Below are 24,593 nucleotides of genomic sequence, written 5' to 3'. Positions count from 1 at the left end.
GCCCCTCTCGACTTTCATAAGAGGGGCCGCTCATCATGCATCAAGGAGCTTCGATTGCGGATACCGGGCAGCCGGCAGCGCAAGCACCGCACTCAACGCATTTGTCTGCATCGATCTCGTAGTGCTCAGCACCCTCGCTGATTGCCTCAACCGGGCAAGTAGCAGCGCAGGAACCGCAAGAAATGCAATCATCCGTGATTTTGTATGCCATAACTTATTTCGCCTCCTTTCTCTGCTTAGCCGCAAGGGTAAGCATGATACTGCCCTGCGGCAGAGTCTTCTGCCGCACGACATAGAGACAGTGTTCATCTGTCTTGAAAAAATCACGCACAGGGCGTGTAATTTCCGTCTGCCAGGCACAGCCCGCCTGCGCGAGCAGATGCTCGGCCTCGTCAAGGGGTCTTCCCAGTACGTCTGGTATCATATCAGACTTCCATGACCTCTTTTTCCTTGACGGCCTTGGCGCTGTCGGCCAGTTTCACGTACTTGTCGACGAGTTTCTGCATGGCTTCCTGGCCGCGCTTCGACTCATCCTCCGTGATTTCCTTGGCCTTCTCGAGCTTCTTGAACTCTTCGTTGCCATCGCGGCGCACATTGCGCAGCGCAACCTTCGCCTCTTCCGTCTTCTTGTTGACAGCCTTGACGAGCTCCTGGCGGCGTTCCTGCGTGAGGGCAGGGATTGCCAGGCGGATGGCCGTGCCATCGGAGTTCGGATTCAGGCCGAGATCCGATTTCATGATGGCCACTTCAATATCATGCAGGATGGATTTCTCCCACGGCTGAATCAGAATCATGCGCGGTTCCGGAACGGAAACCTTCGCAATCTGATTGACCGGCGTCGGCGCACCGTAGTAATCCACCATGACCTTATCGAGCAGGGACGGCGTAGCGCGGCCTGCACGCAGGGAAGCGAATTCATGCTTGAGCGCTTCAATGCTCTTTTTCATGCGTTCCTCATGGGACGCGAGAATCTCATTGGTCATCTGTCATTTCCTCCTACCGTCGTGCCGATTTCCTCACCGAGGGCAGCGCGCACGATATTTTCATGATCGTCGATGTTGAATACGAGCAAGGGAATCTTGTTGTCCATGCAGAGGCTCGTAGCCGTCGTATCCATGACCTGCAGGCCCTTGTTGATGATCTCGATGTACGTCAGAGAATCGAACTTCTTGGCATCTGCATTCTTGTTTGGATCGCAGTCGTAAATGCCGTCCGTGCCCTTCTTGGCCATCAGGATGACATCGGCTTCGATTTCGGCGGCACGCAGTGCAGCCGTCGTATCCGTGGAGAAATACGGATTGCCCGTGCCAGCGCCGAAGATGACGACGCGGCCCTTCTCCATATGACGGATGGCCTTGCGGCGGATGTAGGGCTCAGCGACCTGACGCATCTCGATAGCCGTCTGCACGCGCGTATCGACATCCATCTTCTCGAGTGCATCCTGCAGAGCCAGGGCATTCATAACCGTGGCCATCATGCCCATGTAGTCGGCCGTAGCGCGTTCCATGCCCTTGGCGGAACCGGCCAGTCCGCGCCAGATGTTGCCGCCGCCGACGACGACAGCGACATCGACACCGTGTTCGCGCACCTTCTTGATCTGCTTGGCGATATCCTCAACCACAGACGGATTGATGCCGAAACCCTGCTCACCTGCCAGGGACTCACCACTGAGCTTCAGGACGACTCGTTTATATTTCGCTGTATCCAAAATGCTTACCTCCATCAACGCCAATGCGCCACTCGATACACTACTGCATCTTCCCTTATTATAACCTTTAAAAAAAGAGAACACAATCCATTATGTGTTCTCTTTCTTTCACCGTTTCCAGTCGATTATTTCATCTGAGCAGCAACTTCAGCAGCAAAGTTCTCCTGCTTCTTCTCGATGCCTTCACCGAGCTGATAGCGCGTGAATGCCGTTACCTTGACATCTCCGAGGATATCCTTGACCGTCTTGTCGGAATCCTTGACGAAAATCTGCTCGTTGAGGCAGACTTCCTTGTAGTACTTGTTGATGCGGCCTTCGACCATGCGCTCAACAATCTTCTCCGGCTTGCCCTCTTCGAGAGCCTGCTTGCGGAGAACTTCCTTCTCGTGCTCGAGAGCTGCTGCATCGACGCCGCTGCGGTCGATGGCTGCCGGAGCAGCTGCAGCAATCTGCATGGCAACATCCTTGCCGAGCTCTTCATCGCCGCCCGTCAGGTCAACGAGGACACCAATCTTGCCGCCCATGTGGATGTAGCTTGCCACACGGCCTTCGCTCTGATAACGGACGAAGCGGCGCAGGGAAATCTTCTCGCCGATCGTAGCCGTAGCTTCCGTGATGAGGGCAGCAACCGTCTTGCCATCGAGCTCGCTGTTGTTCAGCGCATCGAGGTCAGCCGGATTCGTGTCAGCGATGTGCTTGGCAATCTTGGCGACGAGAGCGCGGAACTGCTCGTTGCCGGCAGCGAAGTCCGTCTCGCAGTTGACTTCGACGAGAACACCGACCTTGGCATCATCGCTGATGTAAGCTGCGACAGCACCCTCTGCAGCGATGCGGTCAGCCTTCTTCTCAGCCTTCGAGATGCCCTTTTCACGGAGCCAGTCGATTGCCTTGGCCTTGTCGCCTTCCGTAGCCGTCAGGGCCTTCTTGCAGTCCATCATGCCTGCGCCAGTGGTCTCGCGCAGCTCTTTTACCATTGCAGCCGTAATCTTTGCCATTGGTTTTATTCCTCCTATTAAAAAAGAGGAGCAAGGGATAACTCCCTTACCCCTCCCGGTCTATTCTCGATATGGATTACTCAGCAGCCGGAGCTTCTGCAGCTTCCGCCTCGCCATCTTCACCCTGACGACCCTCGAGGACAGCATCAGCCATGCGGCCCGTGAGGAGCTTGACAGCGCGGATTGCGTCGTCATTGCCCGGGATGACGTAATCGATCTCATCCGGATCGCAGTTCGTATCAACGATGGCAACGATAGGAATGTTGAGCTTGCGAGCCTCAGCAACGGCGATGCGCTCCTTGCGCGGATCGACGATGAAGAGTGCGCCCGGCAGCTTGTTCATGTCCTTGATACCGCCAAGGTACTTCTCGAGCTTCTCCATCTCATGACGGAGGCCCTGGACCTCTTTCTTCGTGAGGACTTCAAACGTGCCATCTGCTTCCATGGCCTCGAGTTCCTTCAGACGAGCGATGCGCTTCTGGATCGTCTGGAAGTTCGTCATCATGCCGCCGAGCCAGCGCTCATTGACATAGAACTGGCCTGCACGCGCAGCCTCTTCCTTGATGGCTTCCTGTGCCTGCTTCTTCGTGCCGACGAAGAGAACGCTCTTGCCTTCCTGAGCAACGCTGCGCAGGAATGCATAAGCCTCGTCAACCTTCTTGACCGTCTTCTGCAGATCGATGATGTAGATGCCGTTGCGCTCCGTGAAGATGTACTTTGCCATCTTCGGGTTCCAACGACGCGTCTGATGTCCGAAGTGGACACCTGCTTCAAGTAACTGTTTCATGGAAATAACTGCCATGTTGGTGCACCTCCTGTTTTTTTCTTCCGCGATCTTCATTTCTCCGCACCACCCGCTTGGGGCACAGGGCGGCGATCGAATCGCGTGCTATTTTTACACCGTCAACGATTATATCATACTCCGGCAGGGAAGACAATCCACCTGGAAAATTTATTTTTCATCTCATTCATTCTCTTTTCCTTATTTATAATTACAATTTATCATTATTTCATTATGTATCTTTGATGTATTTCTATGTATACCGTATACTTGCCTTTGATTCGTGGACAAAATACAGTCTTTTCCCTATAATTTAGTCATAAGGATGAGGAGATGTCATCATAATTCATACTAATGCATCATAAAAAGGAGTGATTGCTATGAACCTCTCTATCAAGATCTTTATATCCTTGATCCTGTCTGTCATCGTCGGTCTTATCGTGGGCGAATCCGCCCTGCCATTCATCAACTGGTGGATTGCACCAATCGGCACGATCTTCATCAACCTCATCAAGATGATGATCGTCCCCGTTGTCTTCTGCTCCCTCGTCGTCGGCATGACGAGCCTGGGTGACACGAAGAAACTCGGCCGCATCGGCCTCAAGACGATTGGCCTCTATCTCGTCACCACGGCTATCGCCATCGTCATCGGCTTTGGCATCGCCAGCCTCGTCCATCCGGGCGTCGGCCTCCAGATGACGTCGGATGCTGTCGTCAAAGTCAAGGAAGCACCTTCCATCATGCAGGTCTTCGTCGCCATGATTCCGGCAAACCCGGTCGCATCCATGGCTAAGGCGGATATCCTGCCGGTCATCGTCTTCTCGCTGTTCGTCGGCGTCGGCATCCTCAAGGTCGGCGGCGAACGCGCTGAGTTCCTCGTCAAGTTCTTCGATGCCTGCGCAGAAGTCTCCTATAAGATCATCGGCATCGTTATGCAGTTCGCTCCGTACGGCGTCTTCGCCCTGCTGCTGCCGGTTGTCGCCAAGAACGGCCCGTCTGTCCTGCTGCCGCTGATTTCCGTCATCGCCTGCGTCGCTGTCGGCTGCATCATCCACGCCGTCTGCGTCTACTCCTCGCTTGCCCAAATCTGGGGCGGTCATACGCCGCTGCAGTTCTTCCGCGGCATGAGTGAAGCCATGCTCATCGCGTTCACGACCTGCTCGAGTGCCGCAGCCCTGCCGGTCAACATGAAGAACTGCCAGGAAAAGCTCGGTGTCTCCCGTGACGTATCCTCCTTCGTCCTGCCGCTCGGCGCGACAATCAACATGGACGGCACGGCTCTCTACATGGGCGTCTGCTCGCTCTTCATCGCCAACGTCTTCGGCATCGACCTGACGATGGGCCAGATGGCCATGATCGTCCTCACGGGTACGCTCGCCTCCATCGGTACGGCTGGTGTGCCGGGTGCCGGCCTCATTATGCTCGCGATGGTCCTGCAGAGCGTCAACCTCCCGATGGAAGGTCTCGCACTCGTCGCCGGCATCGACCGTGTCCTCGACATGTTCCGTACCTGCCTGAACATCACGGGCGACGGTGCCGTCGCCATCGTCATGGATCAGGAAGAGAAAAAGCATGCCGCCAAGGCAGCACGCAACGGCTGATTGAATCCCCAAAACCATGCATAACAAAAGGAAGTATCCACGCGGATACTTCCTTTTTTGTATCGTTCGTATAAGCTGTCTGTGCTTACAGCAGGGTAATCATGACCACAAACGCAGCCACGATGGTAGGAATGGCATTGCGTTTTGCCAGTTCCATCGGATTGACACCGGCCATCTTTGCCAGAATGATGCCGGCTCCGGCAACCGGGCTCATGCAGCGTCCGAGTCCGGCACCAATTTGTGCCATGGAGCCGAGTTCTGCGATACCATAGCCGAACTCATTCGCAAACGGCGTGACCGCACCATTGAAGGCCAGTGCCGCCGCGTTGCCGGAACCCGAGATTGCACCAATCAGGAACGGACCGTATGCAGCGGCTACCTGTGCGATCTGCTGCGAGCTCTTCATGGCCTCGATGAGTGCATCCGTAAGGCCGATGACTTTCATGCCGGCCGTAAAGCAGGCAGCTGCCGCAATCAGGCCCACGACATCACACATGCCATCGCCAACACCGCGGAAGAACTTGCAGGTCGTCTCCTTGATATTCGGACGCACGAGGAGCATGCCAAGCGCCACACCGACCAGCATGGCCACCGGCACCGAGATTTCCGGGATCACAGCCACCTGCTTGCTGCCGAGGACCAGCAGCACAAGCGGTACGACCGGCATGACGGCCTTTAAATAATTGACGTGGAAGTCCTCGCTGTCCTCAATATCCTTCGGTGCCACATAGCCTTTGTTTTCTTTGCGCACCCAGGCAATGACCGTCAGAAGCACCGCCGCAATCACGGCCGCGAACAGGACCTGGCGGGAGAAGAGCGCGATGACACTCATGACATCCATTCCTGCCAGCTGGGCGACCTGCGGATTGAACATGAGGCCCGGGCTCATCGTACTGCCCCATGTTCCCAGGAATACGGCCGATGCAGCCATGGCCGGATGCACGCCCGTGCGGATCAGCGCCGGGATCAGGAGTGCGCCGACGGCCGCCGCACAGCCGGCTGCACTCGGCAGTGCGATGTTCACGAGAAAGGTGACGATGACAGCACCTGGTATGATGATGATGGGGACCCGCTTCAGGGCCGAGGAAATGCAGTAGACCATGTGGGCGGAACAGCTCGTATATTCCATGACATAGCTGAAACCGAGCACGGTGCAGATGGTCGGCACCAGGCCGGTATTGGTGAATTCCTTGATGAACGCCGTCGTACCGGCTGACAGCATGCCGCCAATCAGGCACATCAGCATGCCGGAGATAAACAGCACGAAACGCGTTTCATATTTCTTGACGATCAGGACGAAGGTCGCAATGACGATGACGATACCTGCAATAATCATAAAAATCCTCCTCTTATCGGCTCATGCCTCTCATTCCATTGACTTGCCCAGAAGCAGACCGGCTGCTGAGCTGGCAAGCATTTTCAGAGAATACACCAGGGCTGTTTCATCGAAGTCGAAATGTGCATCATGATGACCGGAAGCCAGATTTGCACCAATCATCATGTACGCGGCCTGGCCGCCATGAGACTGCACGCGTTCCATGAAGTACGAATAATCCTCACTGGCTCCGAACGGGCATTCATCCACGATCTTGTGGAAGATGCCGAGTGTTTTGGCCTGACGCATCAGATAGGCGGCCAGCTTTGGCGAATTGCTGCCGCCGGCTGCGCCGCCGACCTGCTCAATCTTGTACTGTACATCGTACATGGCGGCAGCTGCCTTGATGATGCGCAGGGCCTCCTCTTCCATATAGTGATTGATGGCACTGGAACCGCCGCGCGTCTCCAGCTTGATGAGGCCGGTATCGCCGATGATGTTGCGGCCGCTGCCGGCCTCAAGATGTCCTACATTGATGCGGGTAATGCCCTGCGAATGACGGGAAATGGCATGCAGGTTCAGCGTTGCGCAGGCGGCGGCCAGCAGGGCATTCTTCCCCTTTTCCGGTGCCGCTCCAGCATGAGCCGGTTTGCCGATATAGTGGGCATCGTATTTGCTCGTGGCCAGGAAGCCCGTTACATTGCAGGCAATGCTGCCCGTTTCCTTCATCTTGAAGCCGAAATGTGCGCCCAGCATGAAATCCACATCGTCGACCACGCCGCGTTCCACCATGGCGCGGGCGCCGCGCACCCCCTCCTCCGCCGGCTGGAAGACCAGCTTGATGGTTCCCGCCAGCTCATCCTTCAGCGAGGCCAGGACCTTGGCAACCCCGATGCCCACCGTCGTATGGCCATCGTGGCCGCAGGCGTGCATAGCGCCGGGATGCAGGCTGGCAAAGCCTTCGGCATTCGGGCGATGCTTCTCATCCTGCGTTTCCGATACGTCGTTGCAGTCCATGTCAAAGCGCATGCCCACGACGGGCCCGGGCCGCTTGAAATGCATGATACCCACGACACCGGTCATGCCGCCCTGCATGCGTTTCACCCAGGCAGGATCCGCGCCCTCGCGGATTGCACGGGCCTGTGACTGCTCCAGGACTTCGGCAGTCGGCACACCCATCATGTATTCTTTGGCCACGGCCTGTTCGCCCGCCAGTACCTCGTAGCCGAGATCATGCAGCTGCTCCGCCACGAGTGCCGCCGTGCGGAATTCGGTCCACGCCGGCTCCGGATGCATGTGCAGATCGCGGCGCTGCGTCACGAGCTCATCTTTCATGCCATCTGCCATCTTCATGATTGTTTCTTGGATATCCACTGTCATCTTCTCCTCTCTTATGCAAGACCATCGATTGAAACAGCTTTTGTCTGACAAGCCAGCAGCGCCGTCAGAGCTTTCACGCCATAATAAATGCTTTCCAAACTGGCGAATTCATCAGGAGCGTGACTGACGCCATTGCGGCAGGGAATATGCAACACGACGGCCGGCATTCTGCGGGCAATTTCCTGTGTATCGTGTCCGCCGCCGCCCACCATATTAAGATAGGGAATATGATTCTCTTCGCATATCCTGGCAGCCAGTTGAATCAGATGATCGTTCAGATGAACAGGCTTAGCGACAGAAATTGTGTCAATGGATACATTGTTTTTTTCCTCTCTGGCAATGCTCAGGAGGTCGGCACGCACGAGATCGATGACATGGCTCGTCCGTGAAAAATCCCGCCCGCGTACATCAATCCAGAACTCCACTTCACCAGGAATGATATTCATCGCATTGGGCTTGACCTGCATATATCCCACCGTACCGACAATGCCTTCTTCCGCATAGGAACGCGCCCGTTCCCGCACGGAAAGGACCATGCGGGCAGCGGCGGCCAGCGCATCATGACGATTGTCCATCGAGGTCGTACCGGAATGAGCAGCCATCCCCTTCACCTGTACGGACAGGCGGATGGGCGCTGCAATATCGGTTACGATACCAATGGGTGTATGATGCTGTTCAAGCACCGGCCCCTGTTCGATATGCAGTTCTGTAAAGGACGCGAGCTGGGAAAAATCACGTTCACAGCTGGCAAGCTGAGAAAAGTCCAAACCGCATTCCCGAAAGACTTCCGGAATGGTCTTTCCATAGCGGTCAACCAGTTTGCTCCATTTTTCCGTCTCGGTAAAGCCACAGATTGAGCGGCTGCCCAGATGCGCAAAGCCAAAACGGCTGGATTCATGACCGGCGAATACCCATAATTCCATGGAACGAAGCGGCCGCCCTTCCCGCAAAATTCTCCGTATGGCACAAAGTGAACCAATCACTCCGACTGACCCATCAAAATTTCCTCCGGAAGGAACCGTATCGATATGTGACCCTGTCACAACAGCCGGCAACTCCGGCCGACGTCCTTCCAGGCGCCCGATGAGATTGCCCGCAGCATCCATATGGACGACAAGACCAGCTTGTTCCATGGCATCCCGGATCAGCTGCTTCGCCTGCCAGTCGTTCGGCGTATATGCCACGCGCTCATATCCATGCCCAGTCTTCCCGATCTCAGCGAGCTGAGCAAACATCCTCTTAATCCAGTCACGATCTTCCTGCGAAAGAATTTGCTCTCTTGCCATCAAGACTCCCCCTTACCATTTATATTTATTATCGTTTCATAATTTATATACTCATTATAATAGAATTTTCTGCCTATATTATAGATAGATTGAATCAAATCATAGGAAACGTCAATAATAAGAGGTATCATAAATGAGTGAAGTCTATATTATAAGCCGTTCTCCTGTTATACTAATAACATCATAACAAAACCATTACCGGAGGATTGGTCATGGAACTGAAACAATTAGAATATTTTTTAGCGGTCAGCAACACCGGGAGTTTTACGCGCGCCGCAGAACAACTCTACGTTTCCCAGCCGTCCGTCACGACAGCCATCAAGAAACTGGAGGATGAACTCGGACTGGTCCTGTTTGACCGCAATAAAAAGCAGGCCATCCTGACGAGCGAAGGCAAGATTTTCTATCAGCACGCGGGCACCGTCATGAAAGATATTTCGCTGGCCGCGCAGAAGGCCGCAGAACTCAAGAATCTGTCCAGCGGCATCATCCAGATCGGACTTTCACCACTGACCGGCTTAGCCGTGAGTTCGTTCCTGCTGGCAAAATTTCACAATATGTATCCCACGCTGCGGTTCCGTTTCCTTGAGGCCAACACCAAGGAGTTGCGCCACGCACTGGAAGAAGACCAGATTGATCTCGCCTTTCTCCCTCTCCTGCCGCAGGAAGTTGATGCAGAACCTTCACTGGAATGCGCAGTCATTCACCAGGAGCACCTCTCCGCCTATCTTCCCCAATTCCATCTGCTTGCACACAGGCAGGAACTTCATTTCAAGGATTTGAGACAGGAATTGCTCCTGCTGCCCCCTGAATCCTGCGGCTACCGGCAGGTCATCGATCACTGCTTCCAGCAGCAGGATCTGACGGAACGTCCGATATTTGAAACGACATATCCTCAGATGATCGCCAGTCTCATCATTTCAGGCAGCGGCATTGCCATCCTGCCGTCCGGCGCCATCCAGAACGAAATGGTCAAAGAAGTGCCTCTGGCTGACAGTCCGGTCATCGTATTGACCATTGCACGCAAACAAAAACGGACGATTGCCCATGCCGCTGAAAAGTTATATGCATTTTTACAGGAATCCTATGATGGTTGAGAGAGGAAGGATCCACATGACAACTCGCATCATTGCTGCCGGCAGCAACGAGCTCAACGCCGCAGAAGTATTGCACGTCGTACGCCGGATTGTCGGCGGCTCCGTCTACATACGCAGTATGGTCAGTGAAAACATCACCGGTCACGAAGACACGGATCTTTATGTATGCGCACTGACACAGCGGGAGAAAATGCTCTCCCTCATCCCGCCTGAATCCCTCGTCGTGCTCGATTTGAGGCCTACGGCGGAATTCTTCATTGCCCTTTCGCATATTCCTGCCGGTGAGCGCGTCTACATTTTCAACTCCAATGACCGCTTTGCCAAACTCATGGTGAAGATGTGCCGCGATTACCATATCAACGATATCCATTTCGAGATCATCGCCTATGAGGACATGCCGGCCAAGCAGGTCATCCAGAAATTGCGGCAGGCCCGCTATATTATAGGCGTCGGCCATCTCGTCGATAAGGAAGTCCTGCTTTCTCCACAGTACAGCTCCTATCTGAGGGATGACGTCACAATCATCGGCTGTGTGCGTATGGCCACGATGGTGTCGGCCTGTGAACTGATTGAAAGGATGGCATCGATTGAAGGTGATTGTCTCAACAACACCCGCCTCCAAAGGCAGCTGCTGAATTCGCTGGCCGGCCAGTTTTCCGATACGCTCCATGCCGTCAACGGCTTCGATGCCAGCAAGAACAAACAGGCCCTGACCTCCATGCTCGAGAATCTTGAGACGATCATCAAGCAGGCTGCCCATAAAGAAAGCCATTAAAAAAAGCCATTGCCCGGCAAAATCAGGCAATGGCTTTTTTATTCAGTGGATACCGTATTTGGCATTGAAGCGGCGATTAATCTCCCGAATCTCCATCTTGCCCTCGATGTACGGCTTGTACATCTCGAAAGGATCGCCTGCTCCCAGTGCGCAGCCGGAGCAATTCTCACAGCCCGATTCGCAGGAGAGCGTCCTGCGCACGATTTCCTCGCGCTCCTCACGCGTCGTATCCTTGATCAAAATACTCATGCAGATTTCTCCTTTCCAAATACCTCAGCCCTGCTGAAGGATGGTATAGTTTTCCGGATGCATGCCCGGCTTGACCGTTACCTTGATATCCGTGCCGAACTCAGCCGCCAGATTCATCATGAGCTGATTCTGGCGCAGTTCTTCAGCCACGCTTTCGTGGACCTCGATCTCGTAGCCCTCCCTGGCGTGCGATGTGCGCTCCATGCGACGGATATCACGGCTGATGCGGATGGATACCGTTTCCGGCGATTCCACGCGGCCGCGGCCATGGCAGGTTGGGCACTCACTGTAGACAATGCTGTCGATATTCTGGCGGGACTTCTTGCGCGTGATCTCGACGAGTCCAAGACTCGTGATGTCGACGATATTCGTCTTCGTGCGGTCATGCCTGACCTGTTCGCGCATATAGGTCAGAAGCTGCTCCTTCTGTTCCTCCTTCTCCATATCGATGAAATCGATGACGATGATGCCGCCGATGTCGCGCAGGCGGATCTGCTTGAGAATTTCCGCCGCAGCCTCGAGATTCGTGCGGTAAACCGTCTCGGCAAGATTCGATTTGCCGACGTATTTGCCCGTGTTGACATCGATGACGGTCAGTGCCTCCGTCTTGTCGATGACCAGGAAGCCTCCCGAGGGCAGCTCCACCTCCCGGTCTCCGAGTTTCTCGATTTCTTCTTCGATATGATAGGCCTTGAAAATCGGCTGCTTTTTGTCGTAGCAGTGCACGCGGTCCACGAGCTCGGGCGAAAGCCCTGCAACGAGGTCGCGTACCCGCTGGCAGGCCTCGGCGTTATCGATGACGAGTTCATCGATGTCCGCCGTGAAATTGTCCCGCACGAGCCGGATCAGGAGGTCCGCATCGCGGTAGAGCAAAGAAGAGCTCTTCAGTTTGTAGCGCGAAAGGATGGATTCCCAGAGCCGCACGAGATACTGCACGTCACGCCGCAGGCTTTCCTCGCTGTGACCGGCTGCCACCGTGCGGATGATGAGCCCCATGCCCTCCGGGCAGATGCGTTCTGCTATCGCATGCAGGCGCTGGCGTTCCGCTTCATCCTCGATGCGGCGCGACATGCCGATGTAAGCGGCAGTCGGCATCAAGACGACCGTACGACCCGGCAGGGAGATATGCATGGTCGCCCGCGGCCCCTTTGTCCCGATGGCATCCTTAACAATCTGAATGGGCAGACTCTGGCCGATGTGGATGCGCGTGTGCGGCGGCATGGCTTCGATTGTCTCATGGGGAAGGCCATCACCGATGTAGAGGAAGGCGTTCTTCTCCATGCCGATATCGATGAAGGCTGCCTGCATACCGGGCAGGACATTCTGCACCCGCCCCTTATAGATGTTGCCGACGAGGTGGGAATGCGAGGCACGTTCCATCTCCACCGCTTCGAGTTCGCCATCCTCCAGGATGGCCATGCGCGTTTCCTCCGGTACAATATTCACGATGATGGATTTCATCTTTTCACTTCCAATCACGAAATCCTGCTCAAACCAGATCGATGAGCTTGCGCCCCTTGCTCCAGATGCCCTGGCGTTCAATCAGGGCTTCCGCGGGCTTGACGGCAAGCTTGTAATCCTGTTGCAGGAGGGTCAGGATTTCCAGAGGCTTGACGCTGCCCGATGGCGTAATCGCAATGTCCATCGTCAAGTCCAGAGCCCCATCCGTCCATACGGCAGTCACTGGTTTCTTCATGTACTGCTTCGTCTCGATATCGCGCGTCTTCTTCGGCGTCACGCGGTGCCAGACGGCTTCGGGTGCGGCGTTATAGGCGGCAAGCACCCGCAGTGCCTCCTTCTCCGTTCCCGCATACGGAACATGGAGCGTGTAGATGGCTTCATCGGCTTCCGACATCAGTGCCTTGTGCCGGCCCTTGATTTCCCGGAGTTTCAAGAGGCGCACGCCCGGCGGCAATTCCGCCTGCAGGCGGTCGAAGATTTCCGGCTGGCAAAGCGGCTTCGTCAGCTCAAAATCCATATACTCCGAAGCGCTCGTCACACCGAGAGAAAGCGCCGAGGCAAACGATACCTTCATATGCGGATTGAAGCCTTCGGAATAAGCCATCGGCAGCTTCGCGCGGTCAAAGGCGCGCAGGAAGATATTGGCATAGTCGAGATGCGAAACGTAGCGAAGCTCCTCGCCCTTGGTGATCTCTGCACGCCAGGCAAAGAGCTGGCGCGGCCGGCCCGGCCCTCTCGGATCACGCTGCTGCGTCTCTGCATCGACGGCTGGTTCCGTATGCATCGGTTCAGATTCAGCCTCATTTCCTTTTTTCGCTGCCAGGCGCGCCATTTCCTGCTTCTGATAATCGATGACGTGAACGCCAAGATTCGGGCAGATACCGCAGGCACTGCACTTGCCGCGGCGGCAATCCTCGGTGAGCGCCGCGGCCATCGCATGATGCCATTCGCGCAGCAGGAATTCCTGATTGACGCCCGGCGAGGTAATCAGCCACGGCAGCGGCTCCTGGAAGCTGCGCGTGCGCAGATTGTAATATCCCATGTCCACGCCGCATTTGCGAAATGCTTCATGCCAGATTTCATCCTTGTAATGATCGGACCAGCCGTCAAACTTTGCGCCATCCTGCCATGCCTGATAAAGGACGCGGGCAAGCCGGCGGTCGCCGCGTGCGAAGACACCTTCGATCACCGAAAGGCGGGCATCGTGGTAATTGAACGTGATGGCGCGGTCGGTGATGTGTTCCTTCAAGAGCTGCTGGCGGCGCTGGAACTCCTCGATGGGCAGCTGGCCGAACCACTGGAACGGCGTATAGGGTTTCGGCACAAAGCAGGCCACGGAGATCGTGACCTTGCAGCCGCGCCTGCCCTTGATTTCCGTATAGAGATCGACGACCTTCTTGGCGAGCTTGGCAATGCCGATGACGTCTTCATCCGTTTCCGTCGGCAGTCCCATCATGAAATAGAGCTTGACCTGCTTCCAGCCCTGACGGAAGGCCGCGCCGCATGCCTGCATGAGGTTTTCTTCCGTGACGCCCTTGTTGATGACGTCGCGCAGACGCTGCGTACCAGCTTCCGGCGCGAACGTCAGGCCCGATTTCCGGACCTGCTGCATCTTGTGTGCCAGCTCGATGGAAAAGCTGTCAATGCGCAGGGACGGCAGCGAAAAACTGACTTTTTCATCCTGGAAATCCGTCATAAGGTCATCGACGAGGCGGCCGAGGCAGGAATAATCCGCCGAAGAGAGCGAGGTCAGGCTCATCTCATCGTAACCCGTGGCATCGACAAGACCGCGGGCCATCTTGCGCAGATTCTTCTCCGTGCGCTCGCGGGCCGGACGATAGCAGATGCCGGCCTGACAGAAGCGGCAGCCGCGCGAGCAGCCGCGGAAGAGCTCCAGCATGATGCGGTTGTGGACGATATCCATGTACGGCACGACAGGATGCTCCACTGAGATCGCATCATCCATGTCCTTGACCACACGCTTGTAGATGACGGGCTGTGCCTGCTCTGCCAGCGGGCGCATCTCCTGATAATTCCCCTTGTCGTCGTAAACGGGCTCATAGAAAGACGGCACGTAGATGCCATCGACGGCGAGCAGGCGCTGCAGGAAGCCGCGGCGGCCGCCCGGCCGGCCTTCCTTCTTCCAGGCTATCAGCGCATCCGAAACCTCGACGATGACTTCCTCGCCTTCACCGATGATGAAGAAATCAAAGAAATCCGCCACAGGCTCCACATTGTAGACGCAGGGGCCGCCACCGACCACGAACGGCATATCCTCACCGCGGTCCTTCGCCCAGACCGGTATGCCGGAAAGATCCAGCATGTTGAGTACATTGCTGTAAATCATCTCGTACTGCAGGGAAAAGCCCAGGAAGTCAAAGGCGGCGATCTCCGTCTTCGTCTCCAGCGAGAAGAGCGGGATATGGCTCTTGCGCATCTCATCTTCCATGTCGACCCATGGCGCATAGACACGCTCGGCTGCAATGTCCGGCCGACGGTTCAAGATTTCATAAAGGATGGCCAGGCCGAGATTGCTCATGCCGACCTCATAGACATCGGGCAGCGCCAGGGCCCATGTACAAGCCACGTCCGCGTGGTCCTTCCTGACTGCATTCCACTCCCCGCCCGTATAGCGGGCAGGCTTCAATACCGACTGGAGCACTTCATGTTCGAGTCGTACCATTCGTTCATTCCTCCGTTAATCTGTTTGCTCATATGTATTCATTCCGTAAAAAAGCCCTCCCCGATCCACACGATGGAGCCGGGAACGGCGGACGCAGCCGCCAGCAGATCCCGTTGCGGGGAAGGCTTTGCTGTGACGCCTGCCGCAATCGGTCAGACGTGCACTAGAACACCAATTTCTGTCTTCGCCTCTGGATGTTCAGCAGGATGGCGATGGACATGATATTTGTCGTCAGCGAGCTGACGCCGTAACTCATCAGGGGCAGCGGGATGCCCGTGACCGGCATGATGCCCATGGTCATGCCGACGTTGACCAGCACGTGGAAGGCCAGCATCGAAGTGATGCCGACGGCCAGCAGGCGGCCAAAGGTATCACCGGCATCACGGGCTGTCACGATGCCGCGCCAAAGGACCAGCAGGTACAGCAGCAGCAGAAACGTCACGCCGATGAAGCCCAGTTCCTCGCCGACCACGGCGAAGATGAAGTCCGTATGGTTCTCCGGCAGGAAGTTCAGCTGGCTCTGCGTGCCGTGGAAGAGGCCCTTGCCAAAGAGCATGCCCGAACCGATGGCGATTTTGGACTGGATGATGTGATAACCGGAACCAAGCGGATCGACATTCGGATTCATGAAGACCGTCAGACGCATCTTCTGGTAGTCCTTGAGAAAATGCCAGAGAATCGGGCAGGCGGCCACACCCGCGACAAAGATGCCGCCAAGCAGGCGCATGTTGATGCCTGCCGCAAAGACCATACCGAAGAAAATGGCCATGAAGACGAGTGACGTGCCAAGATCCGGCTGCTTGAGGACCAGCAGGAACGGGATGCCCAGGTAAATGGCCACGGGCAGGAGATCGCGCAGCGTATTGAGCTTCCCAACCTTGTCGTCGAGCATCGTCGCCAGCGAGATGATCATGATGAGCTTGGAGAACTCCGACGGCTGTATGCTGATCGGGCCGATCATAATCCAGCGCTGTGCGCCGAGAGCCGACTGGCCGACGAGCATGACGGCAACCAGCAGGATCAGGTTGAACACGTAAAGTTTGTTGCCGTAACCTTGCAGGACCTTGTAGTCAAAATTCATGAGAAAAGTCGCCAGAGCCACATTGACCAGGGCAAAGATGCCCTGCCGCTGCACAAACCAGTAGCGTTCCTCACTTGGTGTATTGATATGCGTCGCACTGCCAATAATGACCAGGCTCATGATGATGATGCCTGCCGTGGCAGCGATGAGAATGAAATCGGTACGACGCCAATAGCGTTTCTTCATCATTTATGCTGCACTCACTTCTTGCCCGCATCATGCTTCATGCGGTTTACCGGGATATTGGCCACGAGGGCAACAGAGTCCTCATCGTTCTCGAGGGCGATATCCATATCCTGCTGATTGATCTCCATGTAATTCGAGATCACCTGAATGATGTCATTCTTGAGATTTTCCATGACCTCCGGAGAAATATTGGCGCGGTCGTGGATCAGGACGACCTTGAGGCGGTCATGCGCAATGCGGCCCGATTTCTCCTTCTTGCCAAAGATCTTCTGCATCAAGTTGTCAAGCATGCCTGTCTCTCCTCCTTAATCTCCGAATACACGGCGCTTGAGGCGCTGGAAGAACGTTTCCTTCGGGAATTCCATGAACGGAATTTCCTCACCGCAGATGCGGCCCACGATATTGCGGTAAGCCTGGCCTGCCTGGGAATTTTCCATCGTGATGCAGGGCTCGCCCTTGTTCGTGCTCGTGACGACCATCTCGTCGTCCGGCACCTGGCCGATGCAGTCGATGGACAGGATGTCGTTGATGTCATTCATGTCAAGCATGTCGCCGCTCTCGACCATCTGCGGGCGGATGCGGTTGACAATGAGCTTGATGTCTTCTTTTTCTGCACGCGCGAGCTCGCCGATGATCTTGTCAGCATCGCGCACGGCCGAGATTTCCGGCATGGTCACAACGATGGCCGTATCGGCGGCGGCAATGGCTGTCTTGAAGCCCTGTTCAATGCCAGCCGGGCAGTCGATGAGGATGTAGTCAAACTCCTTGCGCAAATCCTCGCAGAGCTTCACGAGCTGCTCCGGATTAACGCTCGTCTTGTCCTTGACCTGTGAAGTCGGCAGAAGGAAGAGCGTCTCATACTTCTTGTGGCGCACAAGGGCTTTCTTGTAATTCACGCGGCCCTCGGCCACATCGATGAGATCGTACATGATGCGGTTCTCGAGGCCCAGCAGCAGGTCGAGGTTCCGGAGGCCCGTATCCGTATCGACGAGAACAACCTTCTTGCCGCGCATGGCAAGGCCAACGCCGAGATTTGCCGTGGTCGTCGTTTTGCCGACGCCTCCCTTGCCTGAAGTGATTACATAAATTTTGCTCATACCCCTTGTCCTACCTTTCTATCGGTTCGATAACAATCTGGCCATCCTTGATGGAAGCGCGTTCCGCACGCTCGGTCATCTCCATGTGATCGGGCGATCTGGCAATGAGATTCGCAATGCGGATCTGTGTCGGCATCAGGTGATCGGCGATGATGAAGGAACTCGTATCCCCTGCTGCACCGGCATGCACGAGGCCGCGGCAGGTACCGCGAATGTCGATGCTGCCGCCTGCGATGATCTGCGCGCCCGGATTCACATTGCCGCAGACAAGCACCGAGCTGTCCGTGCGGATCTCCTGTCCACCGCGCAGCGTGCGGTTAACGACCACCATCTCCTGTACCTGTTCCGCCGCCTGTTTGGAAGCTGCGGCCTTGCGGGCAGCTGCCGGCTTCTTCGCAGCCGGTGCCTGCTGCTCTTCCTGCGGAACTGCAGTCCGGCAAATCAGGCCATGTGCATGGAACAATTTCTGGAGTTTTTCGAGTTCCTCGTGCAGGAAACGCTCACGCGGCACCAGCACCAGGGTGCCGCGCAGGAAAAAACCGGAACCGGACTCGAGCTTTTCCTCGATATGTGCCCGGATATCCTCAAATGATGCATCCTCTGCAAAACTCAGCTGCAGTCCCCGTTTTCCGCCTTTGATCTTCACAATCTCATCTTGCATGACGATTCGACGACTCCCCTCTCCCTTACCTCAAGGATCTTCTCTGCTTATTTCTTTTCATCGCCGTTGTCCTGGTTGAGACCGAATGCAGCCTCGAGGATCTTGCGGCCAATCGGTACGGCCGACTGGGACCCGTAACCGCCGTTTTCGACGATGACGGCGACGACGATATTCGGATTGTCAAACGGACCATATGCCACGAACCAGCCGTGATCGCGGCCCTGCGAATTCTCAGCCGTACCGGTCTTGCCGGCGATATCGACGGTAAACCCGCGGAAGCTCGAAGCGGCCGTACCGTACTTCGTGACATCGTGCAGGCCATCCTGCACCAGCTTGATATCTTCTTCCGGCACATCGAGTTGCGACAGCAGCTCTGGCTGGAACTCCTTGACGACACTGCCGTCCGGTGCCAGAATGCGGTTGACGACATGCGGCTTATAGCGCTTGCCGTCAGCTGCAATCTCGCCCATGACCATCGCGGCCTGCAATGGTGTCACAAGGTTGAAGCCCTGGCCAATGGCCGCATCGAACGTCTCGGACAGATACCACTCACCGTCATCGAAGTTCTTTTCCTTATACCGGCGGTTGGCGACAAGGCCCGTGGCCTCATAGGGAAGATCGATGCCCGTCTTCTGGCCGAGCCCGAACATGCGCGCGTACTTCTCGAGGCGGTCGATGCCGAGGCGGTTGCCCATTTCATAGAAATAAACGTTATCGGAGTGTGCAAGAGCCGTGCGGAAATTCAGCCAGCCGAGCGCTTCGCCGTCGGCGTTGCCCTTCGGGATGATCCAGTGGTGACCCGAGTCAAAAATCTGTTCATCCGGCGTCACGACGCCCTCGGTCAGAGCCGCTGTGCCCGTGACGATCTTGAACGTGGACCCTGGCGGATATTCGCCCGTGATGGTCTTGTTGTCCATCGGATGATACGGATTGTTGTTGAGCTGATTCCAGTCCTTCGACGAGATGCCGTGTGCAAAGAGATTTGGATCAAAGGCCGGACGGCTGACCATCGCGAGGATCTCGCCGGTCTGCGGGTTCATGACGACGGCAGCCGCCGCATGAGCGCCGATCTGCGTCAGCTGATCGTCGACAGCCTTCTCCGCAGCCTGCTGCAGTTTGATGTCAATCGTGAGCTCGAGATCATCACCCGGCACAGGCTCCTTGCGGCCAAGGATCTGCACGGGTTTGCCCGAAACGTCGACCTCGACCTGCTGGCCGCCGTTCTCGCCGCGCAGCTCCTTGTCGTAGACCTTTTCGAGACCGAACTTGCCGATGATATCGCCGGATTTATATCCCTGGTCTTTCATTTTCTCAAGCTCGGTGTCATTGATCTCACTGACGTAGCCGAAGGTATGCGCACCCTCCTGCTTGAGAATGTAGTCGCGGATTGGCGTGACCTCGATGACGACGCCGGGGTACGAGCTCTTCTGTTCCTCGATGATCGAAACGATATCCGGCGTGACATCCGTCTTGATGCGAATGGGGTCAAAGCCGCTGTGGCCGGCTATCTTCTTCTTGATATCCTCGGCCGGTACCTTGAGCAGGTTGGAAAGGCGCTCAATGACATCATCCGAGATTGGTGCCGTCAGCGGCAGCAGCGACACGGAAAAGCCCGGACGATTCGTGACGAGGAGCTCGCCATTGCGGTCGTAGAAGGTGCCGCGCGGTGCCATGGCCGGCACGATGCGGATGCGGTTGCCGTCGGCAAGGCCCGCATAATACTCGCCCTGATAGATCTGCAGGTAGGCGGCTCGTCCGATAAGCACGGCGATGACCAGGACCGACACGATCATCAGGGTCCTCAATCTGCTGTTGAAATCGTCTTTATCACCCAAAATAGTACCTCTTCCATAACGAAAGGCACCCCGCAAGGTGCCTTAATCATTGCCAAAAACCATTGCTGCCCGCAAGGGCCGCCATCACGCCTTTTTCCGGTATCGCTTGTCAAGCTCATAGGCCAGACGATGGACCGGATAAGCAAAGGCCAGCTGATAAGCGAGCATCGGCAGCAAGGTATACTGCAGATGTGCCATCAGATTAAAGCGATACCCTAATAATAGCATAAGTAACGCCAAAATAAAATAGTTCGCGAGTGTCACGAAGATCGATGCGAATACCGGCAGGAAAAACTGCTCTTTAAAGACCTGATTGGAGAACTTGCCTATGAGATAACCGAGCAGAAGGCGCGTAAACGCATTCATGCCGAGAAACGTACCACTTGCCAGGTCCTGCAGCAGGCCGACGGAGAAACCAGCCAGCGCGCCAAAGCGCGAGCCCTTGAGAAACGCCGTCGACGTCACGAACAGCAGCATGAAATCTGCCGTCACGCCATGGTAAGCGATGCGTGGCATCAGAGAGGTCTGAAGCGCATAAAGAACGATGACGAGCAGCGCCGTCATGCCAAACTTCTTCATTGTGCCGTTCCCTCCCCGGCTGCCGTACTGCTGCTGTCTGCGGACGCATCCGCCGCCGTATCCGAACTGCTGTCATCGCTGCCTTCCGCAGCCGCCTGCGCAGCTGCGGCCTGTGCTGCCGGATCCGTTTCTGTTCCCGGCGTCTGCGGCGGCGTCTTCAGCGGTGCCGGCGGTGCTTCACGCGAAGCCGTGATGACCATGACATCTTCCAGACGCTGGAAGTCGACGGCCGGCTCCAGGATGGCAATCTTCAGCAGGCCGCCCTCATCGTTGCGCATCTCCGAGACCTTGCCCACCATGAGCCCCTTCGGATAAACGCCGCCGAAGCCGGACGTGACAATGATATCGCCTTCGTCCACATCAGCCGTCTTCGGGATGTTGACCATGCGCGGCATCGTCGGATTATTCATATCGCCTTCCACGATGCCGGCCACGCGCGAATCCGCGCGCTGCACGAGCGTGCCGACTGACGAACGCGGGTCAAGGATCAGCTCGACCTTCGAGGAGGTCGGTCCAGCCTCGATGATGTGACCGACAAGGCCCTTATCCGTCACGACAGCCATGTCGACATCCACGCCGTCGCGCGTGCCGCGATTAATCTCGATGACACTCGACCAGGTTGCCGATTCACGGCCGATGACCCTGGCAGCCACGAGGTCAAACTGCGTCGCCGACTGCTTGTAGCCGAGCAAAGCCCGCAGGCGCTGGTTCTCCGCATCGTATTCACTGGCGTGAAGATTCTGGATGCGCAGCTGCTCGACCTCATTGCGCAGCATCTTGTTCTGCTGATGCACGGTGACAATCTCCCAGATGTTGCTCGTCACATAATTGAGCTGGCTCCCCACCCAGGAGATGGCACTCTGGAAAGGCGTCACAATGACGGAGACCGCCTGATTGAGCACGGGGGCCTGGAATCTGCCGCGTGCCGAAAAGAAGATAATGCAGAACAGGCTGATGAGGACAACGAGCAAAATGCCGATTTTCTTGCCCGTGCCTCTGTTTTTCCGATACTTGCCACTCATTGTCTCAGCTTCTTCGAAGTCATGACCACGCGTTTCAGGAGCTCGATGTTCTCGAGCGATTTGCCCGTACCTTCACCGACACAGGACAGAGCATCCTCGGCCACAAGGACCGGCATGCCCGTCTCATGGGCCAGCAGCTGGTCGAGGTTCGTCAGCAGCGCACCGCCGCCCGTCATCATGATGCCGTGATCCATGACATCAGCAGCGAGCTCCGGCGGCGTCTTCTCGAGCGTGGCCTTGACCGCATCGACAATCTTGTAGATTGGCTCGCTCAGGGCCTCGCGAATCTCCTTTGCCTGGATTGTCAGCGTTTTCGGCAGGCCGCTGACGAGATCGCGGCCGCGGATCTCCATGGAAACGTCCGTTTCCGGCGTCACGATGGCCGTGCCGATGTTGATCTTGATCTCCTCAGCCGTGCGCTCGCCGATCATGAGGTTGTACATGCGCTTGATATACTGGACGATGGCAGAATCCATCTCATCGCCGCCGATGCGGATGGAGCGGCTCGTCACGATGCCGCCGAGCGAAATGACAGCAATCTCCGTCGTACCGCCGCCGATATCCACGACCATGTTGCCCGTTGCCTCCTCGACAGGGAGTCCGGCACCAATGGCTGCTGCCATCGGCTCCTCGATGAGATACGCCTCGCGCGCACCAGCCTGCTGGGCAGCATCGATGACCGCACGCTTCTCTACTTCCGTAACACCTGAAGGAACACCGACCACGACGCGGGGACGGACAAAGGACTTCGTATCCATGGCCTTGCGGATGAAATATTTAAGCATGGCCTGCGTGACATCGAAATCGGCAATGACACCATCCTTCATCGGACGAATGGCAACGATATTGCCAGGCGTGCGGCCTATCATCTGCTTGGCCTCTTCACCGACGGCCAGGACATCCCCCGTATCACTCTTTATGGCGACAACAGAAGGCTCACGCAGGACAATCCCCCTGCCTTTCACATGGACGAGCGTATTGGCCGTGCCAAGGTCAATACCCATATCGTGAGATAAACCACCAAAAAGACTCCACATTGTACTGATAAACTCCCTTCAGATTTCCTATCGAAACAATACATACTATTGTAACACATCTCATAGATGAATGTAATGGGAAGACCTGGAATTGTCAAGAATTATTTAAGAAAGCATGCCTTTTTCTTTTAAACTCAGGAACCGGTCATCTCCCAGGATGATGTGGTCGAGAACTGGGATATCCATGATGCGTCCGGCCTTGACGAGGCGGTTTGTCACGGCCAGATCTTCCCGGCTCGGGCTCGGATCGCCGCTTGGATGATTGTGCACGAGGATCATCGCCGCGGCCGCGTAGCGGATGGCCATCTGGAACACCTCGCGCGGGTGCACGATGGAGGCCGACAGGCTGCCGACCGATACATCCCGCAGACCAAGCACATGATTCTTCGTGTTGAGCAGCAGAACGGCGAAATGCTCCTTGCGCTCATAACGCAGATGCGGCATCGCCACACGGGCCGCGTCCTCCGGGCCATGGATGGCCTCCACCTGACGGGCCGCGCGCGTAGCCAGACGCCGTCCGAGCTCCACGGCGGCCAGGATGGTCGCCGCCTTGGCAAGGCCGATGCCCTTGACCTCCGTCAGCTCCTGCGCCGACATGTGGATGATGGCCGGCAGCCCGAGGTCCTGGTATTTCGCGAGGACGCCTTCGGCCAGATGCAGGACGGACGCTTCCTGCGTGCCCGTCCGCAGCAGGATGGCCAGGAGCTCCGCATTGCTCAGGGCCGAGGCACCGTACGCAAGCAGTTTCTCACGCGGGCGTTCCTCCCGCGGTAGGTCTTTCACCATGATGGTCATAGAGATCGATACCTGCCTTTCTGGCCAGCCGGCAGACATCGAAGAGAGGCAGTCCGACGACATTGGAAAAGGAGCCCTCGATCGACTCGATGAACGCCGCCGCCCGGCCCTGCACAGCATAGGCCCCGGCCTTGTCCATCGGCTCGCCCGTCCGGATGTACGCATCGATGTCCGCATCGCTCAGCGTGCCGAAGAAGACACGGGTCGTCACGACTTCCGTGAGGACGTCGCTGCCCTTCACCCAGGCAAAGCCCGTCGCTACCTCGTGCTCGCGCCCCGACAGCGTGCGCAGCATGTCTCTTGCCTCCGCTTCATTCTGCGGCTTGCCGAATACCCGGCCGTCCAGGAAGACCACCGTGTCAGCACCAAGCACCGGCAGCCCCGGATGCTCGTGTGCCACGGCCTCAGCCTTGCGGACGGCGTTTTCCTTCACCAGTTCCCCGGGCGGCAGCGAAGCGCCGGAAAGCTCTTCGGCCTCGCTCACCACCACCTCAAAACTGGCGCCGATCTGCTGCAGGAGTTCCCTGCGGCGAGGAGAACCAGATGCCAAGATAAACAATGTAATCCTTCCCTTCCTCAAATTCAGCAATATTTCCGATACAGGACGACGGCCACGATGATGCCGAGCATGCTCATGATATTGGGCGTGAACGACAGGGCCAGCGTCAGGCGAATGACATAGAGATCAATCGTCACGGGTGATTCCATAGCAAAAATCGGGAAGGATGCCGTAAGAGACGGCATGACGCCGGACAAAGCCGGAACGCTTTTCAAAAGCTCTCCGAGCATGCCGCCGAGGACTGCACCAATTACGATGAAAAGGATACACATGCCGTATCCACGCCCACCAAACCTAGACAAATAGAACCCCTCCAAACATATCATACTGTATCATTATATTCTTGTCACGCCTGTAAAATCCTGCCAATACGGCAAAAACTTATCACAATCTGCCATTCCCTGCCATTT

General features: G+C 56.3%; 26 protein-coding genes. 3 read left to right on the top strand and 23 right to left on the bottom strand.

What is annotated here, in order from left to right; all coding sequences use genetic code 11:
- Positions 1–40: 40 nt before the first annotated feature.
- From DWZ54_RS01210 to rpsB, 6 genes are all read right to left on the bottom strand, one after another.
- Positions 41–211, bottom strand: coding sequence for a DUF362 domain-containing protein (locus tag DWZ54_RS01210; protein WP_036378266.1), 171 nt, complete (start codon positions 209–211; stop codon positions 41–43).
- A 3-nt stretch (positions 212–214) separates the two neighbouring features.
- Positions 215–424, bottom strand: coding sequence for an RNA-3-phosphate cyclase (locus DWZ54_RS01205; protein ID WP_118015802.1), 210 nt, complete (start codon positions 422–424; stop codon positions 215–217).
- A gap of 1 nt (position 425) precedes the next feature.
- Complete coding sequence (frr, locus tag DWZ54_RS01200) at positions 426–983, bottom strand: ribosome recycling factor (RefSeq protein WP_118015803.1); 558 nt, start codon at positions 981–983, stop codon at positions 426–428.
- Positions 980–1,723, bottom strand: coding sequence for a UMP kinase (gene pyrH / locus DWZ54_RS01195; RefSeq protein ID WP_233519524.1), 744 nt, complete (start codon positions 1,721–1,723; stop codon positions 980–982). The genes frr and pyrH overlap by 4 nt, the downstream gene beginning before the upstream one ends.
- A gap of 110 nt (positions 1,724–1,833) precedes the next feature.
- On the bottom strand, positions 1,834–2,703 hold the full coding sequence (tsf, locus tag DWZ54_RS01190) for a translation elongation factor Ts (RefSeq protein ID WP_118474147.1): 870 nt from the start codon (positions 2,701–2,703) through the stop codon (positions 1,834–1,836).
- Positions 2,704–2,779: 76 nt separating this feature from the next.
- On the bottom strand, positions 2,780–3,505 hold the full coding sequence (gene rpsB / locus DWZ54_RS01185; protein ID WP_118474146.1) for a 30S ribosomal protein S2: 726 nt from the start codon (positions 3,503–3,505) through the stop codon (positions 2,780–2,782).
- Positions 3,506–3,864: 359 nt separating this feature from the next.
- On the opposite strand from rpsB, the gene DWZ54_RS01180 reads away from it, so the two are divergent.
- Positions 3,865–5,085, top strand: coding sequence for a dicarboxylate/amino acid:cation symporter (locus tag DWZ54_RS01180; protein WP_199663143.1), 1,221 nt, complete (start codon positions 3,865–3,867; stop codon positions 5,083–5,085).
- An 85-nt stretch (positions 5,086–5,170) separates the two neighbouring features.
- Here DWZ54_RS01180 and dcuC read toward each other — a convergent pair whose 3' ends face one another.
- The 3 genes from dcuC to DWZ54_RS01165 are packed head-to-tail and all read right to left on the bottom strand — an operon-like array spanning position 5,171 to position 9,066.
- On the bottom strand, positions 5,171–6,421 hold the full coding sequence (gene dcuC / locus DWZ54_RS01175; protein WP_118474144.1) for a C4-dicarboxylate transporter DcuC: 1,251 nt from the start codon (positions 6,419–6,421) through the stop codon (positions 5,171–5,173).
- Positions 6,422–6,451: 30 nt separating this feature from the next.
- A complete protein-coding gene (locus DWZ54_RS01170) occupies positions 6,452–7,780 on the bottom strand; it encodes an amidohydrolase (RefSeq protein ID WP_118474143.1) in 1,329 nt (442 codons plus the stop codon).
- 11 nt (positions 7,781–7,791) lie between these two features.
- On the bottom strand, positions 7,792–9,066 hold the full coding sequence (locus DWZ54_RS01165; protein WP_118474142.1) for a M20 family metallo-hydrolase: 1,275 nt from the start codon (positions 9,064–9,066) through the stop codon (positions 7,792–7,794).
- Positions 9,067–9,278: 212 nt separating this feature from the next.
- Here DWZ54_RS01165 and DWZ54_RS01160 point away from each other — a divergent pair, with 212 nt between their 5' ends.
- A complete protein-coding gene (locus DWZ54_RS01160) occupies positions 9,279–10,163 on the top strand; it encodes a LysR family transcriptional regulator (protein ID WP_118474141.1) in 885 nt (294 codons plus the stop codon).
- Between the two features lie 16 nt (positions 10,164–10,179).
- Positions 10,180–10,938 carry a hypothetical protein gene (locus DWZ54_RS01155; RefSeq protein ID WP_118474140.1) on the top strand — a complete coding sequence of 253 codons (759 nt, stop codon included), beginning with the start codon at positions 10,180–10,182 and terminating at the stop codon, positions 10,936–10,938.
- Between the two features lie 42 nt (positions 10,939–10,980).
- Here DWZ54_RS01155 and DWZ54_RS01150 read toward each other — a convergent pair whose 3' ends face one another.
- The 14 genes from DWZ54_RS01150 to DWZ54_RS01085 form a co-directional block, all read right to left on the bottom strand.
- Positions 10,981–11,187, bottom strand: coding sequence for a hypothetical protein (locus DWZ54_RS01150; protein ID WP_118474139.1), 207 nt, complete (start codon positions 11,185–11,187; stop codon positions 10,981–10,983).
- A 24-nt stretch (positions 11,188–11,211) separates the two neighbouring features.
- Complete coding sequence (locus tag DWZ54_RS01145; protein WP_118474138.1) at positions 11,212–12,648, bottom strand: Rne/Rng family ribonuclease; 1,437 nt, start codon at positions 12,646–12,648, stop codon at positions 11,212–11,214.
- 28 nt (positions 12,649–12,676) lie between these two features.
- Positions 12,677–15,331 carry a TIGR03960 family B12-binding radical SAM protein gene (locus DWZ54_RS01140; protein WP_118474137.1) on the bottom strand — a complete coding sequence of 885 codons (2,655 nt, stop codon included), beginning with the start codon at positions 15,329–15,331 and terminating at the stop codon, positions 12,677–12,679.
- Positions 15,332–15,494: 163 nt separating this feature from the next.
- The gene (gene rodA, locus DWZ54_RS01135) at positions 15,495–16,598 is read right to left on the bottom strand and encodes a rod shape-determining protein RodA (protein WP_370245705.1); all 1,104 of its coding nucleotides are present in this window, start codon (positions 16,596–16,598) and stop codon (positions 15,495–15,497) included.
- Positions 16,599–16,612: 14 nt separating this feature from the next.
- Complete coding sequence (gene minE / locus DWZ54_RS01130) at positions 16,613–16,888, bottom strand: cell division topological specificity factor MinE (protein WP_118015816.1); 276 nt, start codon at positions 16,886–16,888, stop codon at positions 16,613–16,615.
- Positions 16,889–16,903: 15 nt separating this feature from the next.
- A complete protein-coding gene (gene minD / locus DWZ54_RS01125; protein WP_118015817.1) occupies positions 16,904–17,695 on the bottom strand; it encodes a septum site-determining protein MinD in 792 nt (263 codons plus the stop codon).
- Between the two features lie 10 nt (positions 17,696–17,705).
- Positions 17,706–18,356 (bottom strand): septum site-determining protein MinC, encoded by a 651-nt coding sequence (minC, locus tag DWZ54_RS01120; protein ID WP_118015818.1) that lies wholly within the window; start codon positions 18,354–18,356, stop codon positions 17,706–17,708.
- Positions 18,357–18,403: 47 nt separating this feature from the next.
- Positions 18,404–20,191 (bottom strand): penicillin-binding protein 2, encoded by a 1,788-nt coding sequence (mrdA, locus tag DWZ54_RS01115; protein ID WP_118474135.1) that lies wholly within the window; start codon positions 20,189–20,191, stop codon positions 18,404–18,406.
- Between the two features lie 84 nt (positions 20,192–20,275).
- On the bottom strand, positions 20,276–20,770 hold the full coding sequence (mreD, locus tag DWZ54_RS01110; RefSeq protein WP_118474134.1) for a rod shape-determining protein MreD: 495 nt from the start codon (positions 20,768–20,770) through the stop codon (positions 20,276–20,278).
- Positions 20,767–21,792, bottom strand: coding sequence for a rod shape-determining protein MreC (mreC, locus tag DWZ54_RS01105; protein ID WP_118474133.1), 1,026 nt, complete (start codon positions 21,790–21,792; stop codon positions 20,767–20,769). Before mreC ends, mreD begins: the two co-directional genes overlap by 4 nt.
- Positions 21,789–22,829: a rod shape-determining protein gene (locus tag DWZ54_RS01100; protein ID WP_118015822.1), complete on the bottom strand. Its 1,041-nt coding sequence runs from the start codon at positions 22,827–22,829 to the stop codon at positions 21,789–21,791. Before DWZ54_RS01100 ends, mreC begins: the two co-directional genes overlap by 4 nt.
- Before the next feature lie 105 nt (positions 22,830–22,934).
- Positions 22,935–23,624, bottom strand: coding sequence for a DNA repair protein RadC (radC, locus tag DWZ54_RS01095; protein ID WP_118474132.1), 690 nt, complete (start codon positions 23,622–23,624; stop codon positions 22,935–22,937).
- A complete protein-coding gene (locus DWZ54_RS01090) occupies positions 23,578–24,183 on the bottom strand; it encodes a nucleoside triphosphate pyrophosphatase (RefSeq protein ID WP_118474131.1) in 606 nt (201 codons plus the stop codon). Before DWZ54_RS01090 ends, radC begins: the two co-directional genes overlap by 47 nt.
- Before the next feature lie 23 nt (positions 24,184–24,206).
- Positions 24,207–24,485 (bottom strand): DUF4321 domain-containing protein, encoded by a 279-nt coding sequence (locus tag DWZ54_RS01085; RefSeq protein ID WP_233541573.1) that lies wholly within the window; start codon positions 24,483–24,485, stop codon positions 24,207–24,209.
- Positions 24,486–24,593 lie beyond the last annotated feature (108 nt).

It is taken from the genome of Mitsuokella sp. AF33-22, from assembly GCF_003475755.1.
GTDB lineage: Bacteria > Bacillota > Negativicutes > Selenomonadales > Selenomonadaceae > Mitsuokella.
Note: the sequence above shows the minus strand (reverse complement) of the source record. Positions and strands in the feature narration are given on the sequence as shown.